This is a genomic window from Stutzerimonas stutzeri (assembly GCF_000590475.1).
Taxonomy (GTDB): Bacteria; Pseudomonadota; Gammaproteobacteria; order Pseudomonadales; family Pseudomonadaceae; genus Stutzerimonas; species Stutzerimonas stutzeri_D.
The window spans coordinates 2,645,555-2,668,241 of sequence record NZ_CP007441.1 but is presented as its reverse complement, the minus strand read 5'-3'; the positions used below and the strand labels follow the sequence as shown (position 1 = coordinate 2,668,241).

Genomic DNA, 22,687 nt, shown 5'->3' with positions numbered 1-22,687 from the left:
CTGTCAAAATAGAAATCAAGCCCAAATACATGTTGTTTTGTAGGTAAAACTACAGATTCACGAGCAGGAGTGATGGCATGCACCCGCGGATTCAAGAAGTTACCGAACGTTTGATCGAGCGCAGCCGGCCGTCGCGGCAGCGTTACCTTGCCCAGATGGCCGGCGCGGCGAGCGACGGACCTCAGCGCGGCAAGCTGCAATGCGCCAACTTCGCGCATGGTGTCGCGGGTTGTGCGTCAACCAGCGACAAGCAGCAGCTGCGCCTGATGAACGAGGCCAACGTGGCCATCGTATCGGCGTACAACGACATGCTGTCGGCGCACCAGCCGTATGAGCATTTCCCGGAGATCATCAAGCAGGCGCTGCGCGATGTCGGCTCGATCGGCCAGTTCGCCGGCGGTGTACCGGCCATGTGCGATGGTGTGACCCAGGGCGAGGCGGGGATGGAAATGAGCCTGGCCAGTCGCGAGGTGATTGCCATGTCGACCGCCATCGCACTGTCACACAACATGTTCGATGCGGCGCTGTATTTGGGCATCTGCGACAAGATCATCCCGGGCCTGATGATCGGCGCCCTGCGCTTCGGCCATCTGCCGGCGGTGTTCGTGCCGGGCGGGCCGATGCCGTCGGGTATTCCCAACAAGCAGAAGGCCGAGGTTCGCCAGCGCTACGCCGAAGGCAAGGCCAGTCGCGAAGAGCTGCTGGAGTCGGAAATGCTGTCCTATCACAGCCCGGGCACCTGTACCTTCTATGGCACGGCAAACACCAATCAGGTGGTGATGGAAATCATGGGGCTGCACCTGCCGGGCTCGTCCTTCGTCAATCCCTATACCCCGTTGCGCGACGAGCTGACCCGCGAGGCGGCGCGTCAGGTCGCGCGCCTGACCCCGCAGTCCGGCAACTACCTGCCGATGTGCAAGATCGTCGACGAGAAGGCGATCATCAACTCGGTGGTGGCGTTGAACGCCACGGGCGGCTCGACCAATCACACCTTGCACATTCCGGCGTTTGCCCAGGCGGCGGGCATCCAGCTGACCTGGCAGGACATGGCCGACATCTCGGCGGTGACGCCGACGCTGGCCAAGGTCTATCCCAATGGCCAGGCGGACGTGAATCATTTCCATGCCTGTGGCGGGGTGCCGTTCATGGTGCGTACGCTGCTCGATGCCGGCCTGTTGCACGAAGACGTTTATACCGTGATGGGCCAGGGGCTCAAGCAATACACCCAGGAACCCTTCCTAGAAGACGGACGGCTGGTATGGCGGGAGGGGCCGCAAGATAGCCTCGACGAAGCCATCCTGCGTCCCACCGATCGTCCGTTCTCGCCGGAGGGCGGCTTGCGTGTACTGGAAGGCAACCTCGGGCGTGGCGTAACCAAAATTTCGGCGGTCGCGCCGGAGCACCGCGTAGTCGAAGCGCCTGCGAGAGTGTTCAGCGACCAGTCCGAGTTGGCGCAGGCGTTCAAGAACGGCGAGCTGGAGAAGGATTTCATCGCCGTGGTGCGCTTCCAGGGACCGAAGGCCAACGGCATGCCGGAGCTGCACAAGCTGACGCCGTTTCTCGGTGTGCTGCAGGATCGCGGCTACAAGGTGGCGCTGGTCACCGATGGACGCATGTCGGGCGCGTCGGGCAAAGTGCCGGCCGCAATTCACGTGAGCCCCGAGGCGCTCGACGGTGGTCCGTTGTGCCGAGTGCGCGACGGCGACATCATCCGCGTCGACGGCGACACGGGCGAGCTGCGTATATTGGTCGACCAGGCCGAGTTCGACAGTCGTGAGCGGGTGATGGCCCCAAGCGATCTGGGGATCGGCTGTGGGCGCGAGCTGTTCGGCTTCCTGCGTTCGGCGTTCAGCCCGGCGGAGAAGGGCGCCAGCGTATTTACCGAGGAGCTGGAGGCGCTCAAGTGACGGCACTGGTAGGCGATATCGGCGGCACCAATGCCCGCTTCGCGCTGTGGCGTGATCAGCAGATCGAGTCGGTGAGGGTACTGCCGACCATCGATTATCCGCGTCCGGAAGACGCCATTCGCGCCTATCTTCGAGACGTAGGCCAGAGCGTCGAGGCGCTGCAGGCGGTCTGCCTGGCCTGTGCCGGTCCGGTTTCGGGCGACGAGTTCGTATTCACCAACAATCACTGGCGCCTGAGTCGTAAGGCCTTCTGTCAGGACCTTGGGTTGAGCGATCTATTGCTGATCAACGACTTCACGGCGATGGCGCTGGGCATGACACGTCTGCGTGACGGCGAGCTGATCAGCGTCTGCGAAGGGCAATCCGAGCCGGGTCGTGCGCGTCTGGTGATCGGGCCGGGGACTGGCCTCGGTGTTGCTACGCTGCTGCCGATGCCAGACGGTAGCTGGCATGCTTTACCCGGCGAAGGGGGGCACGTTTGCCTGCCGATCGGCAGTGTCCGTGAGGCCGCGCTCTGGGGATGCCTGCACGAAAAGCTCGGCCATGTGAACGCCGAGGCTGTGCTCAGCGGCGGGGGCCTGCTGGAGCTCTACCGAGCGAGCTGCGTGCTGGATGGCGAGCTTGCGACCCTGACGACCCCGGCAGAAGTGACAGCGGCTGCGTTGAGCGGTGATACAACCGCTGCAGCGGTGTTGGAACAATTCTGTGTATGGTTGGGTCGGATTGCTGGCGATAATGTGCTGACCACCGGTGCACGCGGCGGTGTCTATCTGGCCGGCGGTATAGTGCCGCGGTTTGTCGAGCTCTTCATGCGCAGCGGCTTTCGTCAGAGCTTTCGCGACAAAGGTTGCATGAGCCGTTATTTTGACGACGTTCCGGTCTGGATAGTGACGGCCGATTATCCTGGCCTGGACGGCGCGGGTGTCGCATTGCAGCAGTTGTTGGAGGACGTGCCAAGCGGGCCCTGATCCGCCTTGAAACGATAAATAACAAGAGAAGGGATGCCGGGTGAGCCAGAGTGGAAGATCGATTCTGCTGGTCGATGACGACCAGGAAATTCGCGAATTGCTGGAAACCTATCTGAGCCGTTCGGGCTTTCGAGTGCGCACCGTTGCTGACGGCGCGCAGTTTCGCGAAGCCATGGGCAACGATACGGCGGACTTGGTGATTCTCGACGTTATGCTGCCCGACGAAGACGGCTTCAGTCTGTGCCGCTGGGTGCGTGGCCATCAGCGGCTGGCACAGATGCCAATTATCATGCTTACCGCCAGTTCCGACGAGACCGATCGCGTCATTGGCTTGGAGCTGGGTGCGGACGACTACCTGGGCAAACCCTTCAGCCCTCGGGAATTGCTGGCCCGAATCAAGGCCCTGCTGCGCCGGGTCAGCTTCGCTCACGAACGCGGCAGCGACGTGCTGGCCTTCGACGAATGGCGGCTGGATATGGTCAGCCACCGGCTCTTCCATCAGGACGGCGAGGAGGTGCTTCTGTCCGGCGCCGATTTCGCCTTGCTCAAGCTTTTTCTCGATCACCCACAGCAGATACTTGATCGCGACACCATCGCCAACGCGACTCGTGGCCGCGAGGTGATGCCGCTCGATCGGATCGTCGACATGGCGGTCAGTCGTCTGCGCCAGCGCCTGCGTGATACCGGCAAGTGCCCGCGATTGATCCGTACCGTTCGCGGCAGTGGCTACCTGCTCGCCGCCCAGGTGTTACCGCATCATGACTCGCTCAGCTAGACGTCGGTGGTTGCCGGTGCCGCGCTCGCTGCTCGGACGAATGCTTTTTCTGACCCTGCTGGTGGTGTTGCTGGCACAGGCGCTGTCGAGCTTCATCTGGGTGTCGCAACTGCGCGCCAGTCAGATGGAGGGGTTGCTGACCAGCGCACGCAGTCTGGCGCATTCAATGGCCGCCAGCGTCAGCTATTTTCGTTCGCTGCCGCTGGGCTATCGGCCGCTGGTGCTCGATCAATTGCGCAGCATGGGCGGTACGCGCTTTTTCGTATCGCTGAACGACAAGCCGCTGGAAATGCAAATTTTGCCGCCCACCGAACGCAAGCAGGCGGTGCTGGCGCAGGTCGACGAGGTGCTGCGTGAACGCTTGGGCAAAAATGTCGATATGTCGGTCAACTTTGTCAGCCCGGACGACCTGCGCATTTTCAATGGCGGGCTGAAGCTCGACGAACTGCCGCGATCCTGGGCACATTACGCATTGAGCCTGGAACCGCTGAATCCGCCCGTACTGGTAACGCAGATCCAGATCGCCCCTGACGAGTGGCTCTATCTTGCATCGCTGATGCCGGCACCCTACGTCAGCCTCGAAGATCAAGGGATTCCTAACCAGCAACTCTGGTTCATCGTTCTCACGACCAGCTTTCTGCTGTTGTTTATCGGCATCCTCGTTCACTGGCAGAGCCGACCACTCAAACACCTGGCGCGCGCGGCGCGAGAAATGTCGCTGGGTAGCGAGGTGGAATTGCTGCCGGAAGCGGGCGGCAGCGAGGTGGTCGAGGTCAGTCGGGCATTCAACAGCATGCGTGAACGCATCGGTCGCTACCTGACCGAGCGTAGCCAGTTGTTCAGCGCGATCTCCCATGATTTGCGTACTCCAATCACCCGGCTGCGGCTGCGTGTTGAACTCCTGGATGACGAGACGCTCCAGGGGAAATTCAGCCGGGACCTCGACGAGCTGGAGTTGCTGGTGAAAGGCGCTCTGCAATGCGTCAAGGACACGGATATTCACGAAAACATCGAACCGCTCGACCTCAATTTGCTGCTTGATTGTGTCACCGAACCTTACCTTGCACCCGCCGGCAACGGGCGCGTTACAGTTCAAGGCAGAGCGCTCGCGCCCTATGCCGGCAAGCCGTTGGCCCTCAAGCGCTGCATCGGCAATCTGCTGGACAACGCGTTGAAGTATGGCGAGCGGGCGCATCTGTTTATCGAAGATGACAAGAACATCTTCGTTCTGCACGTTGATGATGAAGGCCCCGGCGTGCCTGAAACCTGGCTGAAGCAGGTGTTCGAGCCGAACTTCCGTCTGGCAGCCAAGCAACCCGGCTATGGTCTCGGGCTCGGTATCGCACGCAATATTGCCCACAGTCATGGCGGCGAGGTCAGCCTTTGCAATCTGCGGAAAGGCGGGCTTCGTGTGACCTTGTGTCTACCCCGCAAGCTCGAGTGAATGTCACTGAGTTGTGACAATGGCGGGCATGTTCGTTACCCGGCTGGTTCTGAGTGCCCTCTAGACTCCTTCAGTGGGTCGATGAGTTGGTAGTGCCCAGTGACGCGCCAATCGCACGCGTATCACGCTTCCGCCTTTGAACGATCCGGACGTCACAGAATGCTCACAGTCGCCACGCTGCCCGCTCATGCTGCCTGGCAACGAGACACTCGCTCGCATGGAACAAAAGTAATGAAAACTGCTGAATTACCCTCGGGCAGCTGGCTGCATAAGCCTGCTCACATGGCCTGGCTGGCTGGCGAAGGCATGCGCCTGCTTCCGTTCGCCTGGGCTTCGCGAGTCGACGAAGGATTCGCCCCACTCGATGCGAGCGGGCATCTTCCGCAACACGCCTGCGCTGAGTTGATCCATACCACGCGCATGACTCATTGTTTTGCCCTGGCGCACATTCAGGGTATTCCTGGGTATGCCGAGCTGGTCGACCACGGGCTCGCCGCGCTGCAAGGCGCCTTGCATGATGCTGAGTTCGGCGGTTGGTTCGCCGATGCAACGCGCAAGGGTGACAAGTCGGCGTACCTGCATGCCTTCGTCGCCCTGGCTGCCAGTTCCGCAGTGGTCGCTGGCCGTCCTGTGGCTCCTGCCTTGCTGGATGAGGCGATCGCGGTCCTAGAGACGCGCTTCTGGAGCGAAGAGGAGGGCGCCTTGCGTGAAAGCCTGAGCCACGACTGGCAGCAGGAAGAGGCTTATCGGGGCGCCAACAGCAACATGCACGCTACCGAGGCCTTTCTCGCCCTGGCCGACGCCACTGGCAACACGGTGTGGCTGCTTCGCGCCCTGCGCATCGCGGAGCGCCTGATCCATGGTCATGCAGCGGCAAGTGAACATGTAGTGATCGAGCATTTCGATCATGAATGGCGTCCGCTGCCGGACTATAACGACGATAACCGTGCCGACCCGTTCCGCCCCTACGGCAGCACGCCGGGCCATAGCTTCGAGTGGGCGCGCCTGCTGCTGAACCTGGAAGCCGCCTTGGAGCATGCCGGGCTCGCTGCGCCGGGATGGCTGCTCGAAGATGCCTGTGGGTTGTTCGCCAAGGCCTGCCGTGATGCCTGGCACGCAGACGGTGCCCCTGGGTTGGTGTATTCCCTCGATTGGGCGAGCCAGCCGGTGGTGCGCGCGCGCTTGCATTGGGTACACGCCGAAGCCAGCGCAGCGGCTGCGGCGCTGCTCAAACGCACAGGGGCATCGTTTTATGAGGGTTGGTACCGTTGTTTTTGGGAGTTCTCTGCGAGCCATCTCATCGATCTGCAAAACGGCAGCTGGCACCATGAACTCAATAGCGAAAACCAGCCAGCAAGTAGCATCTGGCCGGGCAAACCCGATCTCTATCACGCCTACCAGGCCGTGTTGTTGCCGCGCCTGCCACTGACGCCGAGCCTTGCGACGGCCCTCATTGCTATGTAACGAAGCGGTGACACATACGCATCCCTTCGTTACGTCCAAAGGTATTTATCCGACTTAGAATCCAATGCAGCGCAAGCCTTGTGCTTGCATGCATAACAACAAGAAAAGGTATCCAAATGAACGCGATGACTCGCCTCGCCACAGTTGTTTCTCTTGCCTCCTTGCTCCCCCTTTCGGCACTGGCTGCTGATTCCAAGGGCACTGTCGAAGTGGTCCACTGGTGGACGTCTGGCGGTGAAGCCGCCGCTGTGAATGTTCTGCGCGACCTGGTCAACAAGGACGGTTTTACCTGGAAAGACGGTGCAGTCGCCGGCGGCGCAGGTTCTGCAGCCATGACCGTGCTGAAGACTCGCGTGGTGTCCGGTAATCCGCCGGGCGCAGCGCAGATCAAGGGCCCTGATTTGCAGGAGTGGGGCGCTCTCGACCTCCTCAGTCCGCTCGATGAAGTAGCCGAGGCCAACGACTGGGATGGCCTGCTGTCGAAGACTGTATCCAACACCATGAAATACGATGGCCACTACGTCGCGGTGCCGGTGAATATCCACCGCGTCAACTGGCTGTGGATCAATCCACAGGTGTTCGAGAAGGCCGGGATCGACAAGGCGCCCACTACTCTCGAAGAACTCTATGCTGCGGGTGACAAGCTCAAGGCTGCCGGCTTCGTACCATTGGCCCATGGTGGCCAACCATGGCAAGACAGCACTGTTTTCGAAGGTCTGGTGCTGGCCATCATGGGCGCCGATGGCTTTCACAAAGCGTTCGTCGAGCATGACGAGGCGACCCTTACCAGCGCGCAGATGACCGAAGTGTTTACCGCGCTGAAGAAACTCTCCACCTACATGGACGACAATCGTGCCGGCCGTGACTGGAACCTCGCCACTGCACAAGTGATCGACGGCAAGGCCGGGATGCAGATCATGGGTGACTGGGCGAAGAGCGAATGGACGGCCGCCGGCAAAGTGGCAGGCAAGGATTATCAGTGCGTACCGATGCCCGGCACTGCTGGTAGTTACACCTACAACATCGACTCCATCGCCATGTTCAAGCTCAAGGACGAAGGTGACGTCGCGGCGCAGCATGCCTTGGCACGGATCGCTCTGGAGCCCGAATTCCAGTATGTGTTCAACCAGAACAAGGGTTCGATTCCGGTGCGCTCCGACTTGGACATGAGCAAGTTCGACAGCTGCGCACAAGCGTCGATGAAGGACTTCAAGGAAGCCGACAAAAATGGCCATTTGGAGCCGAGCATGGCGCATAGCATGGCCACCAACCTGGCGGTGCAAGGTGCCATCTTCGATGTGGTGACCAACTTCATGAGCGAGAAGAGCGCCGATCCGAGCAAAGCTGGGGCGCAGCTCTACGCGGCGATCAAGTCGGCCCAATAGGTTGAGCGGGGCCGATATTCCGCGGCCCTTTCTCCTTCGTCAAAACTCCTTGCGACAGGACTGCGGACCTGTCGTAGGGGGCGTTTGGCCCGGATTTCACTTTTGACTGGTAATGCCCGATGAGTGTCGCGACGGTAATGACCAAGCCCTCACCCATGGATGCGCTTCAGCGCTGGCTTCCTAAATTGGTGGTGGCGCCGACCATGTTGGTGGTCTTGGTCGGCTTCTATGGCTACATCCTCTGGACGCTGGTGCTGTCCTTTACCAACTCCAGCTTCATGCCCAGCTACAAGTGGGTCGGCTTGCAACAATACGCCCGCCTGATGGAGAACGACCGCTGGTGGGTAGCGAGCCAGAACCTGCTGGTATTCGGCGGCCTGTTTATTGGCATCAGCCTCGTGATCGGCGTGTTTCTAGCGGTGTTGTTGGATCAGCGAATCCGCCGTGAAGGCTTCATCCGGACCGTCTATTTGTACCCGATGGCATTGTCGATGATCGTCACCGGCACCGCCTGGCAATGGTTGCTCAATCCAGGTCTTGGCATCGACAAGATGCTCCGTGATTGGGGCTGGGAAGGTTTTCGCTTCGACTGGTTAGTCGACCCGGACCGCGTCGTTTATTGCCTCGTGATTGCGGCGGTATGGCAGGCCTCCGGCTTCGTCATGGCGCTCTTTCTCGCTGGGCTACGCGGCGTCGACCAATCCATCGTACGCGCCGCGCAGATCGACGGCGCCAGCCTGCCGAGCATCTACATGCGCATCATCCTGCCGAGCCTTCGGCCAGTATTTTTTAGCGCAGTGATGATCCTTGCTCACATCGCTATCAAGAGTTTCGATCTGGTGGCGGCCATGACCGGGGGAGGACCCGGGTACGCCTCCGACCTGCCCGCGATGTTCATGTACAACTTCACGTTCAGCCGTGGACAGATGGGCATTGGCTCCGCCAGCGCGATGATGATGCTGGGCGCGATCCTGGCGATCCTGGTGCCGTATCTCTACTCGGAACTGCGGGGCAAGCGCCATGACTAGAACATTCAGCCCGAGCCGCCTGGCCATCCACGCCACGCTGTTGCTGGCGGTTGCGTTGTACCTGGTGCCGCTGGTGGTGATGTTGCTGACCAGCTTCAAGACGCCCGACGATATCCGCACCGGCAACCTGTTGTCCTGGCCTGAGGCGTTCACCGTAATTGGATGGGTCAAGGCCTGGGGCGTGGTCGACGGTTTCTTCTGGAACTCGGTGAAAATTGCCGTACCCGCCGTGCTGATTTCCACAGCGATTGGTGCCTTGAACGGTTATGTCCTGTCGATGTGGCGCTTCCGCGGATCACAGCTGTTCTTCGGGTTGTTGCTGTTCGGCTGTTTCCTGCCGTTCCAGACCGTGTTGCTGCCAGCCTCTTTCACGCTCGGGAAGTTCGGTCTGGCCAACACCACGGCCGGCCTGGTGCTGGTACATGTGGTCTACGGGATCGCCTTTACCACACTGTTCTTCCGCAACTACTACGTGAGCGTGCCAGATGCCCTAGTCCGTGCAGCGCGGCTGGACGGTGCTGGATTCTTCACTATTTTCGGACGAATTCTGCTGCCCATGTCGACCCCGATCATCATGGTCTGCCTGATTTGGCAGTTCACTCAGATCTGGAACGACTTCCTTTTCGGCGTGGTGTTCGCCAGCGGCGACGCCCAGCCCATCACCGTGGCGCTGAACAATCTGGTCAACACCAGCACGGGCGCCAAGGAATACAACGTCGATATGGCTGCGGCAATGATCGCCGGGCTGCCAACGCTGGTGGTGTACATCCTCGCCGGCAAATATTTCCTGCGCGGGCTTACGGCCGGCGCGGTCAAGGGTTAGGAGACGACCATGGCTGCACTCGAACTTTGCAATGTCCGCAAAAGCTATCCCGGAAGCGCTCATGAAACACTAAAGGACATCGACCTGAAGATCGATGACGGCGAGTTCCTTATCCTCGTCGGACCTTCGGGTTGCGGAAAATCCACCTTGATGAATTGCATTGCCGGTCTGGAAGAAATCTCCGGCGGAGAGATTCGCGTCGACGGTGCCGATATCAGCGGCGCAAGCCCTAAGGATCGTGACATCGCGATGGTGTTTCAGTCCTACGCGCTATACCCGACCATGACCGTTCAGGAAAACATCGCCTTCGGCCTGAAAATGCGCAAGGTGCCGGCGGCAAAGATCGACGAAGAAGTGTCTCGGGTCGCCAAGCTGCTACAAATCGAACATCTGCTGGGGCGTAAACCGTCACAGCTGTCCGGTGGGCAGCAACAGCGTGTCGCCATGGGGCGAGCATTAGCGCGGCGGCCAAAGATCTATCTGTTCGACGAGCCGCTATCCAACCTCGACGCCAAGTTGCGGGTGGAGATGCGGACTGAAATCAAACTGATGCACCAGCGGCTGAAGACCACCACCGTCTACGTCACGCACGATCAGATCGAGGCGATGACGCTTGGCGACAAGGTGGCGGTAATGAAGGACGGCATCGTCCAGCAGTTCGGCACGCCGAAAGAGATTTACAACAACCCGGCCAATTTATTCGTCGCGAGCTTCATCGGGTCGCCGCCGATGAATTTCATCCCGCTGCGCCTGAGTCGCGATGCGGGTGGCTGGCGAGCCCTGCTTGAAAGTGGTCAGGATCGCTGCGAACTACCGCTGAACCTGACGGATACCGACTCGCTGGACGGGCGCGACGTCCTTCTTGGGATCAGGCCTGAGCAGATCAGCGTGGGAGAGCAGGGCAGCCTGCCGGCATTGCGAGCTGAAGTGCAGATCATCGAGCCGACAGGACCGGATACGATGATTTTTGTCAGCCTCAACCAAACCAAGGTTTGCTGTCGCTTAGCACCGGATGCAGCGCCCAGCCCGGGCGAGAGCCTGATATTGCGGTTCGAGCCCGACAAAGTGCTGCTTTTCGATGCCCAGACCGGCGAGCGTTTGGGTGTAAAGCCTGACAACGGTTCAACGGGCCGCAACGGAACGGTCACGCGGCTGGTTGCCCGCTGAGCGGAGTCAGCGGATCGATGTGGAAAAAAGGCTTGGTCGCGGGACGTCAGCGTACCGGCGCGATAGCCGTCTGAATGTTATTGATGAATCTGATTTCAGCGGCTTGAGGCGAACGCCTTGGGCCGCAAAAATTCGAACCGCAGCACGCAATAGCTGGCATGCGGATCGTAAGGAGAGCCATCAACGGCTCGATCCAACGGCAGTAACAACAATAAGAGCTAATTGGAGCGGATATGAAAAAAACCACACGCCTGGGCCTCGCGGTATCGCTGGCGAGTCTCGCCATGCCATTCACCGTTCAGGCATTGGATTTCAACGGTTACGTGCGCAGCGGCGTAGGCGAGTCGAGCGGTAGCGCTTCGCAAGCCTGTTTTCAGTTGCCGGGAGCCCCTTCCAAGTTCCGTCTCGGCAATGAGTGCGAGCAGTACGCGGAGCTGGGGCTGCGTCAGGATCTGTTCACGCTGAGCGATGGCTCGGTGCTGAGCCTCGAGGGTATGGCGGCGCTATACAACGAATATGACCACACGCCGAAATTCACGGGTGATCATGGCTGGGCGCGGATGGTGCAAGCCTACGCCGAGTGGAGCAAGGTGCCGGCACTCAATGGTGGTTCGTTGTGGGCGGGGCGGCGTTTCTACAAGCGGAACGACATCCATATCTCCGACTTCTACTATTGGAACCAGAGTGCCACTGGTGCCGGTATCGAGGATATGGAGATTGGCGGGCTGAAGTACAGCTACGCCTTTTCACGCAAGGACAGTGTTTTCCAGGACAATTACATCAATCGTCACGACTTCAACGTCGGTGGCTTCGATACTAACCCTGGCGGAGAACTCGAATTCGGCGTCAGTTATATCGACGAGCCGGATCGCGAGGACGCCCACAGCGGTTGGTCGGTTACTGCCCAGCACAAACAGATCGGCTTTCTCGGTGGTAGCAATACCTTCGCGCTGCAGTATGGCGAGGGGCCTGGGACCGGCTTGGGCTACACCGGCGATGTCACGCTGGGCAGCAGCGACAAGAGCTGGCGTGTAGTGGAATATTTCGATTGGCAGGTGACGCCGCGTTTTGGTGGTCAGATCCAAGCGGTCTATCAGAAAGACAAACGCCAAGACGGCGGCGATCAGGACTGGATCTCGGTTGGTGTGCGCCCGGTCTACGCCCTGACCGATCAATTCAAGCTGGTCGCAGAGATCGGCCACGATCAGATCGACGCGCCGGAAGGCACCCGCAAGCTGACCAAATTTACCGTGGCGCCCACCTGGTCACCGGCAGGTCCCGACTTTTGGGCACGCCCCGAAGTGCGTTTGTATTACACCTATGCCCAGTGGAACGAAGCGGCTCAAGCCGCGGCCAACCTGATGGCAGCCGGTAGTGCGCTGTCCGACACCGGCGCCTTTGGTGGCGATCAGCACGGTTCGAATTTCGGGGTGCAGGTCGAGTACTGGTGGGATTGATCAAGCCGATAGTCCGATTCCGTTAGAACCTCCAGGCGAAGAGGGCCTCTACTTAGCCAAGGCGGTAGGGTCCTCAAGCTGAATCGGAGGTGGTTTTGGGCGACAAGGCGAAGAACCCGTGCGTCAGTATTTGCAAGCTCAAGGACGACGTCTGCATCGGCTGCGGACGCAGCCGGGACGAGATGAAGGCCTGGAAGGGCATGAAGAACAAGGAGCGCAAGGCGGTCAACGCGCTGGCCGTCGAGCGGCTGAAAGCGTTGAACAAAGCGCGGAAGAAAAAGAGGTGATCAGCTTTCTTCGGGCGGATAGCGGGTCGCCATCAGGCTCTCCTTGATCTTGCGCAGATGTGGCTGGAAATCGACCCCACGCCGCAGGGTGACACCAGCAGCTAGCGCATCGAGCACGGTCAGTTGAATGATCCGCGAGGTCATTGGCATATAGATGTCCGTGTCTTCCGGCAAGGGTATGTCCAGGCTCAGCGTGCAGACCTTGGCCAATGGCGAGTCAGCAGCGGTCAGCCCCAGGACTGAAGCCCCGTTGTCACGCGCGATTGTCGCGGCCTCCACCAGCTCGCGAGTGCGTCCGGTGTAGGAGATGATCACGAATAGATCGCCGGTATGCGCCACCGACGCCAGCATCCGCTGCATGAGCACGTCGCTATGAGCTGTCACCGGTAGGTTGAATCGAAAGAACTTGTGCTGGGCATCCAGCGCGACTGACGCAGACGCACCAAGGCCGAAGAAATGGATCTGCCGCGCCTGGATCATCAGGTCCACGGCATGGCTGATGACTTGCGGATCGATCGCCTGACATGCGCTGTCCAGTGACGCAATGGCGCTGCCGAAGATCTTTCGAGTGTAGGCCTCAGGACCATCATCCGCCTCAACGGCGCGGCTGACATAGGCCGCGCCACTCGCCAGGCTCTGGGCCAGCTGGATCTTGAGTACGGGATAACCGGCCGCGCCGAACGATCGGCAGAAACGATTGACCGTCGGCTCACTGACCTTCGCCGCTTGTGCCAGCGCCGCAATGCTGTAGCGAGTGGCCTGTTGCGGGTCGCTCAGTATCACCTCGGCGACCTTCCTTTCCGCTTTGTTCAGCTCGTCGAGCCGATTTTTTATCTGTTCCAAGAGATTTTTCATGCGATCCATGTCTCTTCTTTCAAGGGTCCGTGCTCGCGGCGGCTGGGAAATGCCATCCGGAGTGCGAAAAAAACAGGTTATGTTGTTTTAATAACAACATTATGCGCTTAAACTGCGCGAACGAATCTGTCACGCAGCTTAATTTGGTTAGTATAAAAAACATGCCTGCTATTACTGTTGACGCGACCACCTTTGCTTTGTTCGGAGCCTTGGGCGATTTGGCTCTGCGTAAGCTGTTTCCTGCACTTTACCAGCTAGACCGAGCGGGGCTCCTCCATGGCGATACGCGCATATTGGCGCTTTCGCGGGATAAAGGAGAGCCTGCCGTCCATCTGGAGCGGATCGATCAGGCACTGCGCCGTTACATTCCTGGTGCGCAACTGGACGAAACGGCGCTTGCGCGCTTTGAGGCTCGACTTGAATACTTCACCATGGATTTTCGCAATGCGCATGATTATGTGGCGCTGGCTGAAGCGGTGTCGTCTGACGTGCCCCTGATTGCTTATTTCGCCACGCCTGCGTCGGTTTACGGTTCTATCTGCGAACACCTCGCTGCGGCCGGATTGGCCGAGCAGACCCGCGTCGTGCTGGAAAAACCCATCGGCCACGATCTTGAGTCCTCGCAGGTGGTCAATGACGCGGTCGCCCAATACTTTCCCGAAACACGGATCTACCGGATCGACCACTATCTTGGCAAGGAGACGGTGCAGAACCTGATTGCACTGCGCTTCGCCAACAGCCTGTTTGAGACTCAGTGGAATCAGCACCACATTTCTCACGTCGAGATTACCGTCGCCGAGACGGTCGGTATCGAAGGACGTTGGGGGTATTTCGATCAGGCCGGACAGCTGCGCGACATGATCCAGAACCATCTGCTGCAGCTGTTGTGCCTGATTGCAATGGATCCGCCGAGCGACCTCACCGCCGACAGCATTCGAGACGAGAAGGTCAAGGTACTCAAGGCGCTGGCACCGATCACGCCGGAACGCCTCGGTCAGCAAGTGGTACGCGGCCAATATGTGGCCGGTTCGGTCGGCGGCAAGGCGGTGCCAGGGTATCTGGAGGAGGAAAACTCAAACGCTGAAAGCAGCACCGAAACCTTCGTCGCGCTGCGTGCCGATATCTGCAACTGGCGCTGGTCGGGTGTACCGTTCTATCTGCGCACCGGCAAGCGTATGGCCGAAAAAGTCTCGCAGATCGTCATCCATTTCAAAGAGCCGCCATTTTATATTTTCGCGCCTGAGCAGCGCTCGCTGATCAGCAACCGGCTAATTATCCGCTTGCAGCCGGACGAGGGTATCTCGTTGCAGGTGATGACCAAAGAACAAGGGCTCGACAAGGGCATGCACCTCCGCAGTGGGCCGTTGCAGCTGAACTTCTCCGAAACCTACAAAAGTTCGCGCATCCCCGATGCCTATGAGCGCTTGTTGCTTGAGGTCATGCAGGGCAATCAGAACCTGTTCGTGCGCAAAGACGAGATCGAGTACGCCTGGAAATGGTGTGACCAGCTCATCGATGGCTGGTCACGCCTCGGTGACGCACCGAAAGCCTATCCCGCCGGGTCGTGGGGGCCTGTCGCGTCCATCGCCTTGATCACACGTGATGGGAGGTCTTGGTATGGCGATCTCTGAACTTGAGCTGCCATCGGGCGTAGTTACACATAGTCTTCCTGATCCCGATCAGTTGGCCCGGGTGTTGGCTGATCGGGTCGCCGAGGCACTGCGCTACGCCATAAACAATCATGGCTGCGCCAGTCTGGTGGTGTCTGGCGGACGCAGCCCCATCGCCTTTTTCGAGGCATTGTCGACGCGCCAACTGGACTGGGCGAAGGTGCAGGTGAGTCTCGCTGACGAGCGCTGGGTCGATGTCAACGACGCCGACAGCAACGAAGGCCTGGTACGCCGCCATCTGTTGCAGAACACAGCGGCCGATGCGCAGATGCTCGGGCTGTACCAGCCGGCCGAAACACTGGAGGAGGCCGCCCGGCTAGCAGGTCAGCGATTGAATGATCTACGCCAGCCTATCGATGTACTGGTGCTCGGCATGGGTAGTGACGGCCATACCGCTTCGCTGTTTCCGAACAGTCCATTGCTGGCCCAGGGGATCGATCCCGATGGAGCAGCTCATTGCCTGCCAATGCGGGCACCTGTCAATCCAGAACAACGCATCAGCATGACCTATTCGCTGCTGGCCTCCGCGCGCGTTCAGTGTCTGGCCATTCAGGGTTCAGCCAAGCTGGAAACCCTGTGTCAGGCAATGCAGCTCGAAACCTGGCAGATGCCCATCCGCGCATTCCTGCATTCCCCGTTAGAGATCTACTGGTGCCCGTGAGGCCCGAGGACTTTTCCATGACCATGGACCAGAAAAACGCACTGATCGAAAAGATCTGCACCGAAGCCCGAATCCTTCCAGTCATCACCATCGGCAGCGAGGAGCAGATCTTGCCGTTGGCCGATGCACTCGCCGCGGGCGGCCTGAAGGCGCTGGAGATCACGCTACGCTCGGCGCACGGTCTCACCGCCATACGGCGCCTGCGCGAAGAGCGACCCGAACTATGCGTGGGCGCAGGCACGGTGCTAGACAAGCGGATGATGGACGAAGTCGAGGCAGCAGGCGCGCAATTCATCGTCTCGCCGGGTTGCACGGATGAGTTTTTGCAAGCGGGCGTGAACAGCTCGGTACCGTTGTTGGCTGGCATCAGCAACGCGTCGGATATCATGCGCGGCTACGCGCTCGGCTACCGCCGTTTTAAGCTTTTCCCAGCCGAGGTATGCGGTGGTGTTGCGGCAATCAAGGCACTCGGTGGTCCCTTCGGTGATGTTCGCTTCTGCCCGACTGGGGGCGTCAATGCGAGCAACGCTGCGCAATACCTGGCATTGCCCAACGTGATGTGCGTTGGCGGAACCTGGATGATTGACGGCGCGGCCCTGAAGAACGGCGATTGGTCCGGTATTCAGCAAGCCACGGCCGACGCGCTGGCGGCGCTGGACAAGCGCTAAGCCTGTTGTCACAAGGCGCGCCGACACCGTGCGCGCCTTGATTCGGGTTGCTAAGCTCACTAGTGCTTTGGCGAACCGGTCCGCGTATAGTGCGCGGCCTTTCTATCGGAACTGCCACACCGGGAGGTGCTCAGATGACCGAACACGACGATAAAACCCCTCATATTGCCCATGGCGAAAAGCTGCAGAAGGTCCTGGCCCGAATTGGCCTGGCCTCGCGGCGCGACGTGGAGACCTGGATTTCCGCTGGCCGAGTCAAAGTCAACGGCGCCGTAGCGACGCTGGGTCAGCGCGTCGATCTGCATGATGCAATCGCTATCGATGGGCGCTTGCTCAAGCGCGAAGAAGCTGCCGAAGTGGTCCGCCGCGTCCTGATCTACAACAAGCCGGATGGTGAGATTTGCACCCGTGACGATCCAGAGGGTCGTCCGACCGTTTTCGATCGTCTACCCCGCCCGAAAGAAGGGCGTTGGATCAATATCGGGCGTCTCGATATCAATACAACCGGTCTGCTGCTCTTCACCACAGACGGTGAGCTGGCCAACCGCTTGATGCATCCGTCTTACGAGATGGATCGTGAATATGCAGTGCGTGTGCGTGGTGAAGTCGACGACGAGATGATCGAGCGCCTGAAGACGGGCGTCATGCTTGAGGACGGGCCGGCGCGATTCACTGATATTCAGCAAGCGCCCGGTGGGGAAGGCTTCAATCATTGGTACCACTGCGTGGTGATGGAGGGGCGGAACCGCGAGGTTCGCCGTCTTTGGGAATCGCAGGGGCTGGTTGTCAGTCGGTTGAAGCGTGTGCGCTTCGGGCCGGTGTTCATGACTTCGGACCTTCCGATGGGGCGCTGGCGCGAGATGTCCCAGAGCGAAGTCGACATCCTCAGCGAAGAGGTGGGACTCAAACCGGTGGCGCTGCCGGGCATGAAAGCGAAGACCAAGGACAAGCTCGACCGTATGCAACGCAAGGTGGCCAAGCCTATCGGACGCGGCGAGCGCCGCCCGAGAGTTCTACGGTCGGCTCATGAAGCGGATGTATCAAGTGGTGGCAATACAGATCGTCGTTCGCGCGACGATCAGCCGGCGCGCAAGCCGCGTGATGCCGACGAGCGCAGCAAACCAGGTCGTGGCACACCGGTGGCGGAGCGGCCGAGTACTGTCGGGCGCAATCGCGGCAAGCCGTCGCCCGACAAGCGCAGTGGACCGCCTGCCTCCGAAGGGCAGCGTCCGGGTTTCGGACGCGGTGGTCGCTCCAAGCGTCCTTGAGTTGCTGGGTGCAATGTCTAGTCCTGAAATAGGTTTACACCTGTTTCACCCAAACGTCCGGTGCATCGCATTGGGCGTTTGATATTTCAAAGATTGGTGCGGGCGCTCGCGGTTGTATATTGCTACCGACTCGCTCACCATCTTCTTCGCTTGGGTTAAATCCTGTGGTCTCTGGAGCAAAAGCTCGGTCTTCAATATCCCGTTGACCCGCTCTGCCAGGGCGTTTTGATAACAGTCATAGCCGTCCGTCATCGAGCACCTGATGCCATGTTTGGCATGCAGTGCCTGGTACGTTCCCGAACAGTACTGGCTACCTCTGTCCGAGTGGTGGATCAGCGGCTGCACGGTTTGACGCTGACTCACTGCTCGACGCAGCGCCTGAGCTACCGACTCGGCGTGCAGGCTTTCATGGGCGTGATAGCCCATGATTCTGCGCGAAAAAGCATCCGTCACAAGGCTCAGATAGGCCACACCTTCTTGGGTGGGCAGATAGGTAATGTCAGCCACCCAGACTTGCTCCGGGCCGCTTGGAACCACCTGATCAGGACCCGCTTTGAGCAGGTTCGGATGCCGCCGAAAGCGATGATGGCTATCGGTCGTCTTGTGATACGCCCGCTTGCGGGCCACTAATAAACGTCTCTCGCGCAAAATTGAAAACAAACGGTCTCGACCCACTCGCAGCTCATACTGTGGCTGGCAATGCAGTAAATAATGCAGCTTCCGCGTCCCCATGCGGGGTTGCCGCAGGCGTTTTTGCGTAACGAAATCAGCTACTTTCTGATCCAGAACCAGACGCGTAATGTCGGCGCGATTGCGCTTGTAGTAAGCCTGTCGGCTTATCCCCATGAACTGGCAAGCCCTGCTGATGCTCAGGTTTTGGATGCGCTTTTGCGAGAGGACTTGCCGGGACGCTTTTTTACGACAGACAGACCGTAGTCAGTTTGCAAGACATCCACCACAGCTTGGAAAACTGCGCTTTCTGATTCGACAGCTTGAGCTGCTCTTCAAGCTCTTTGATGCGTTGCTCTGGCGTTAAAGGGCGGTCTTGATCGGGCATGTTCCCCATCCTCGGCGAGCCAATGTATGCGCCTGGATCCCAGTTTTGCCGACCGTGCTTGCGTAACCATGTCAGAACGGTCGTCTTGCCTTGAATTCCGTAACGCTCCTGAGCCTCTCTGTAACTCAGCTCGCCTTTTTCGACCTGATCGACGACCGATAAATTAAAAGTCATCGTGTAGTCCCGCTGGCTACGCCTTTCTGCTGATTCCATCGCATCCTCCTAAAAAACAGGTCAGAAGGTGTAAACCCTATTCAGGACGGGACACAAATCAAATAAGAGGGCGAGGCCGTAATGGCCCCGCCCTTTTTATTTCGCCAGTCGGTCAGGTGAATGCTATGCCGAGGCTGCACGTATCCGATTGCGTCCTTCGCTTTTTGCTTTGTAAAGCGCCTGATCAGCCCGAAGCAGCAGCGCTTCCTGAGACTCGCATGATTGATAGCTGGCGCAGCCAAGGCTAGCCGATAACCGGACCTGGCTTCCCCCAACGAAAAAACACAGGTTCTGTATGGCGGCCCTGATTCGCTCGGCAACAACTGCCGCCGCCTCAAGCCCTGTGTTGGATAGCAGCAGAACGAATTCTTCACCGCCAAATCGGAAAACCATATCCACGTTGCGTAATTGCTCTTTGAGCAGGAGGGCGGTCGCTTTCAGTGCGGCGTCTCCTGCTTGGTGTCCGTGGGTGTCGTTAAGTCTCTTGAAATGATCCATGTCTAACATGATGACCGACATGGCCTGATCATGGCGTCGGGACAGTTCAAGCTCCCGGGCCAGGTTTTGCTCCAGTGCCATGCGATTTCCCGCACCCGTCAGCGAATCCTTGAGCGAGGCCTGAAGGGCGTGCCGGTAAAGCAGAGCATTGCGCAACGGAAATAGCATGCAGCTAACAGCACTTTCGAGTCGCTCCAGCGCCAACGCGGATAATCGATCTTGGCTGAACAGACGGAGCTCGCCGAGAGAGTCGGCTTGGTTGGACAGCGAATAGTTCACGTCGAACCCTTCGCCTTCGCCTTCGCCTTCGCCGAGTTGAAAATAGAAGTCGGTGCCGGTATGGCGATAGGACAGGGCGCGTAATGGGATCAGGTCGCAGACTTCACCAAAAAAGAATCCTAATAGCCTGTCAATCTCCAAGCTGGTTTGCAGACGCGATGTCAGATTGCATAGCAGCTCGGAAAGGTCTAGCTGACGTATCGATAACGGCTTGTTGAAATTGACTTCCAGACGCCGGACGCGAGCGGTCTCGATATCAACTGTGGTGTTGTCCTGCTTCTCTGGCAGCATGAAAATGAACCTCGAAACGCAATCAGCGCTGATAGAGGCTCTAAAGCGAATTTAATGCCAACTTATAAATATGATTATTTATCAATTGCTTACCTTAATTTTTCATGGCGCTGTGGTTAGGAGTAGCCAGCGGAACGGCGGAGTGATGCCAATATGACATGTCCGCTAGGGAGGAGCGCCAGGAAACAGGCGCTCTTGCATGGTGTGAGTTATTGAGCGTTCAGTGCCTGGCCATTGATGCTCGTGCTGTCTGCGCCCATCAAGTAGAGATAGACCGGCATGATATCTGCCGGTAATGGATTGACCGCGGGATTTTCACCTGGGTAAGCCTTTGCGCGCATGTCCGTACGAGTCGCGCCCGGATTGACGCTATTGCTGCGCACGGATGCGGTGCCATCAAGTTCATCAGCCAGCACCTGCATCAACCCTTCGGTCGCGAACTTCGATACGGCATAACCGCCCCAGTAGGCGCGGCCTTTCCGCCCGACGCTGCTAGAGGTGAAAACAACCGAGGCGTCGTTCGACAATTTGAGCAGGGGTAGCAGAGTGCTGGTAAGCATGAAGGCAGCGTTGACGTTCACCTGCATGACTCGCATGAAGTTGTCGCCCGACAACTGTTCGATCGGTGTGCGCGGGCCGACGATACCTGCATTGTGCAACAGGCCATCGAGTCGTCCGAACTCTCGCTCGACGGTCGCAGCTAGTTCGTCGTACTGGTGCGGTAGGGCGGTTTCCAGGTTGAGCGGTATGACTACTGGCTGTGGCCCGCCGGTGGCTTCGATCTCGTCGTATACCCTGTTGAGGTTGTCCTCGTTCTTTCCCAGCAACAGGACGGTTGCACCGTGCGCGGCGTAGGCTTTAGCGGCGGCTTCGCCAATCCCGCGGCCTGCGCCGGTGACCATGATGATCCGATTCTTGAGCAGGTCGGGGCGGGCCGAGTATTCGAACATCTGAAGCCTCATGTTAAGCGTGGGTGTCACTCACCCACCGGTTGTTATCAATAAGATTGGTCGGACGACGAGCTCAGTTATTCCCAATCGTGCGATGAAGCAAGGCAAGCAATTCAAGGGGATGATCAACGACTACGTCCGCCCCCCAGGTATCCGGGTCGTCATCGGGATGGATATATCCATAACGCACCGCGGCCGTACGGCTGCCCGCTCCGCGTCCGGACTCGATGTCGCGCAAATCGTCACCCACGAACATCACGGTCGACGGGTCGAGGTCCAATTGGCTACATGCCAAAAGCATCGGCTCCGGGTCGGGTTTGCTCTTGCTGACGTGGTCGGGGCAGACCAGCACGGCAGAGCGCGAAGCGAGGCCCAGCTGATGCATGATCGGCTCGGCGAAGCGCAACGGCTTGTTGGTAACCACGCCCCAGATCAGGTCTGCCTTCTCGATCTCGGCCAGCAGCTCTTCCATGCCGTCGTACAGTCGGCTTTCGACAGCACAATGTTGCTGATAGCGGTCCAGGAACTCGAGCCGCAACACCTCGAATTCATCGGACAGTGGATCAACATCGAAGGCGCTGAGCACCATGGCTCGAGCGCCGCCGGAAACCACCTCGCGGACCTGTTGGTCCGGAACGCGATCAAGGCCGCGTGCCAGGCGCATGGCCTGGGCGACGGCGATGAAATCCGGAGCGGTGTCCAGAAGCGTACCGTCCATGTCAAATAACACTGCGCGCAGACGCATCAGGCCTCCCGAAGCGTCTGGATCATGTAGTTGACATCCACGTCCGGGGACAGCTTGTAGTGTTTCGTCAGTGGGTTGTATGTCAGGCCGATAATATCCTGAACTGCAAGCCCCACCTCGCGGCTCCATGCGCCGAGCTCCGGCGGGCGAATGAACTTGCGAAAGTCATGCGTGCCGCGCGGCAACAGTTGCAGCAGATACTCGGCACCAATAATGGCGAACGCGTATGCCTTCGGGTTGCGGTTGATGGTCGAAAAGAACACCTGTCCGCCAGGCTTCACCATCCTGTGGCAAGCGCGAATGACCGAGGCGGGGTCGGGTACGTGCTCAAGCATTTCCAGGCAGGTCACGACATCAAATTGTTCTGGTGATTGTTCGGCCAGCGCTTCAGCCGTAATCTGTCGATAATCAATTTCCAGGCCAGACTCGAGCAAGTGCAGCCGGGCAACGGACAGAGGGGCTTCGCCCATGTCAATTCCAGTCACCGTAGCGCCGCGCTGTGCCATGGCTTCACTGAGAATTCCGCCGCCGCAGCCCACGTCCAAGACCTTCTTGCCGGCCAGCGAGACATGCTCGTCGATCCAGTTAACCCGCAGCGGATTGATCTCATGCAGCGGCTTGAACTCGCTTTCGCGGTCCCACCAGCGGTGAGCCAGGGCTTCGAATTTAGCGATTTCGGCATGGTCGACGTTGCTCATGATCTGTTCCGTTTGAAAGCTTGAGGGAGAAGCTTGAGCCGCAAATGCTCATGTTGCCAGCTTATGTCTGACGAAGACGCTTGGTGGAGCGCTTCGTGTACGTCAGTTTGTCGGAGCACCGCATGAGCG

20 protein-coding genes and 1 pseudogene are annotated in these 22,687 nt (G+C 59.1%); 15 read left to right on the top strand and 6 right to left on the bottom strand.

Annotated elements, in window-relative coordinates; all coding sequences use genetic code 11:
- Positions 1-77 precede the first annotated feature (77 nt).
- The 11 genes from edd (at position 78) to CH92_RS12175 (ending at position 12,705) form a co-directional block, all read left to right on the top strand.
- The gene (gene edd / locus CH92_RS12225; protein WP_025242054.1) at positions 78-1,907 is read left to right on the top strand and encodes a phosphogluconate dehydratase; all 1,830 of its coding nucleotides are present in this window, start codon (positions 78-80) and stop codon (positions 1,905-1,907) included.
- Positions 1,904-2,875, top strand: a complete 972-nt coding sequence (locus tag CH92_RS12220; RefSeq protein WP_025242053.1) for a glucokinase — start codon at positions 1,904-1,906, stop codon at positions 2,873-2,875. Before edd ends, CH92_RS12220 begins: the two co-directional genes overlap by 4 nt.
- 40 nt (positions 2,876-2,915) lie before the next feature.
- The gene (locus CH92_RS12215; RefSeq protein ID WP_025242052.1) at positions 2,916-3,650 is read left to right on the top strand and encodes a response regulator; all 735 of its coding nucleotides are present in this window, start codon (positions 2,916-2,918) and stop codon (positions 3,648-3,650) included.
- The gene (locus CH92_RS12210; RefSeq protein ID WP_144380989.1) at positions 3,634-5,094 is read left to right on the top strand and encodes an ATP-binding protein; all 1,461 of its coding nucleotides are present in this window, start codon (positions 3,634-3,636) and stop codon (positions 5,092-5,094) included. The genes CH92_RS12215 and CH92_RS12210 overlap by 17 nt, the downstream gene beginning before the upstream one ends.
- A gap of 231 nt (positions 5,095-5,325) precedes the next feature.
- Complete coding sequence (locus CH92_RS12205) at positions 5,326-6,558, top strand: AGE family epimerase/isomerase (RefSeq protein WP_025242050.1); 1,233 nt, start codon at positions 5,326-5,328, stop codon at positions 6,556-6,558.
- Between the two features lie 116 nt (positions 6,559-6,674).
- Positions 6,675-7,943, top strand: coding sequence for an ABC transporter substrate-binding protein (locus tag CH92_RS12200; protein WP_025242049.1), 1,269 nt, complete (start codon positions 6,675-6,677; stop codon positions 7,941-7,943).
- 119 nt (positions 7,944-8,062) lie between these two features.
- Positions 8,063-8,971, top strand: a complete 909-nt coding sequence (locus tag CH92_RS12195) for a carbohydrate ABC transporter permease (protein ID WP_025242048.1) — start codon at positions 8,063-8,065, stop codon at positions 8,969-8,971.
- Positions 8,964-9,794, top strand: a complete 831-nt coding sequence (locus CH92_RS12190; protein WP_025242047.1) for a carbohydrate ABC transporter permease — start codon at positions 8,964-8,966, stop codon at positions 9,792-9,794. The genes CH92_RS12195 and CH92_RS12190 overlap by 8 nt, the downstream gene beginning before the upstream one ends.
- Positions 9,795-9,803: 9 nt before the next feature.
- The gene (locus tag CH92_RS12185) at positions 9,804-10,961 is read left to right on the top strand and encodes an ABC transporter ATP-binding protein (RefSeq protein ID WP_025242046.1); all 1,158 of its coding nucleotides are present in this window, start codon (positions 9,804-9,806) and stop codon (positions 10,959-10,961) included.
- A gap of 233 nt (positions 10,962-11,194) precedes the next feature.
- Positions 11,195-12,418, top strand: coding sequence for a maltoporin (locus CH92_RS12180; RefSeq protein ID WP_025242045.1), 1,224 nt, complete (start codon positions 11,195-11,197; stop codon positions 12,416-12,418).
- Between the two features lie 95 nt (positions 12,419-12,513).
- Positions 12,514-12,705: a DUF1289 domain-containing protein gene (locus CH92_RS12175; protein WP_025242044.1), complete on the top strand. Its 192-nt coding sequence runs from the start codon at positions 12,514-12,516 to the stop codon at positions 12,703-12,705.
- On the opposite strand, the gene CH92_RS12170 is transcribed toward CH92_RS12175, so the two are convergent.
- Positions 12,706-13,569: a MurR/RpiR family transcriptional regulator gene (locus tag CH92_RS12170; protein ID WP_025242043.1), complete on the bottom strand. Its 864-nt coding sequence runs from the start codon at positions 13,567-13,569 to the stop codon at positions 12,706-12,708.
- A 152-nt stretch (positions 13,570-13,721) separates the two neighbouring features.
- Between CH92_RS12170 and zwf the strand changes: the two genes are divergently transcribed.
- The 4 genes from zwf to rluB all read left to right on the top strand — a co-directional run bounded on the left by zwf (position 13,722) and on the right by rluB (position 17,827).
- Positions 13,722-15,191, top strand: coding sequence for a glucose-6-phosphate dehydrogenase (gene zwf, locus CH92_RS12165; RefSeq protein WP_025242042.1), 1,470 nt, complete (start codon positions 13,722-13,724; stop codon positions 15,189-15,191).
- Positions 15,178-15,891 carry a 6-phosphogluconolactonase gene (gene pgl, locus CH92_RS12160; RefSeq protein ID WP_025242041.1) on the top strand — a complete coding sequence of 238 codons (714 nt, stop codon included), beginning with the start codon at positions 15,178-15,180 and terminating at the stop codon, positions 15,889-15,891. The genes zwf and pgl overlap by 14 nt, the downstream gene beginning before the upstream one ends.
- Before the next feature lie 17 nt (positions 15,892-15,908).
- Positions 15,909-16,559, top strand: coding sequence for a bifunctional 4-hydroxy-2-oxoglutarate aldolase/2-dehydro-3-deoxy-phosphogluconate aldolase (locus tag CH92_RS12155; RefSeq protein ID WP_025242040.1), 651 nt, complete (start codon positions 15,909-15,911; stop codon positions 16,557-16,559).
- A gap of 134 nt (positions 16,560-16,693) precedes the next feature.
- Complete coding sequence (gene rluB / locus CH92_RS12150) at positions 16,694-17,827, top strand: 23S rRNA pseudouridine(2605) synthase RluB (RefSeq protein WP_025242039.1); 1,134 nt, start codon at positions 16,694-16,696, stop codon at positions 17,825-17,827.
- A 45-nt stretch (positions 17,828-17,872) separates the two neighbouring features.
- On the opposite strand, the pseudogene CH92_RS12145 reads toward rluB, so the two are convergent.
- The 5 genes and pseudogenes from CH92_RS12145 to ubiG form a co-directional block, all read right to left on the bottom strand.
- Positions 17,873-19,097: pseudogene (locus CH92_RS12145) on the bottom strand (IS3 family transposase).
- A 123-nt stretch (positions 19,098-19,220) separates the two neighbouring features.
- Positions 19,221-20,165, bottom strand: a complete 945-nt coding sequence (locus CH92_RS12135; protein ID WP_025242037.1) for a GGDEF domain-containing protein — start codon at positions 20,163-20,165, stop codon at positions 19,221-19,223.
- Between the two features lie 209 nt (positions 20,166-20,374).
- On the bottom strand, positions 20,375-21,115 hold the full coding sequence (locus CH92_RS12130; RefSeq protein ID WP_025242036.1) for a YciK family oxidoreductase: 741 nt from the start codon (positions 21,113-21,115) through the stop codon (positions 20,375-20,377).
- Between the two features lie 73 nt (positions 21,116-21,188).
- Entirely contained in the window at positions 21,189-21,860 is a 672-nt protein-coding gene (gene mupP, locus CH92_RS12125) for an N-acetylmuramic acid 6-phosphate phosphatase MupP (protein ID WP_025242035.1), read from the bottom strand.
- The gene (ubiG, locus tag CH92_RS12120; RefSeq protein WP_025242034.1) at positions 21,860-22,558 is read right to left on the bottom strand and encodes a bifunctional 2-polyprenyl-6-hydroxyphenol methylase/3-demethylubiquinol 3-O-methyltransferase UbiG; all 699 of its coding nucleotides are present in this window, start codon (positions 22,556-22,558) and stop codon (positions 21,860-21,862) included. Before ubiG ends, mupP begins: the two co-directional genes overlap by 1 nt.
- Positions 22,559-22,687: the final 129 nt, after the last annotated feature.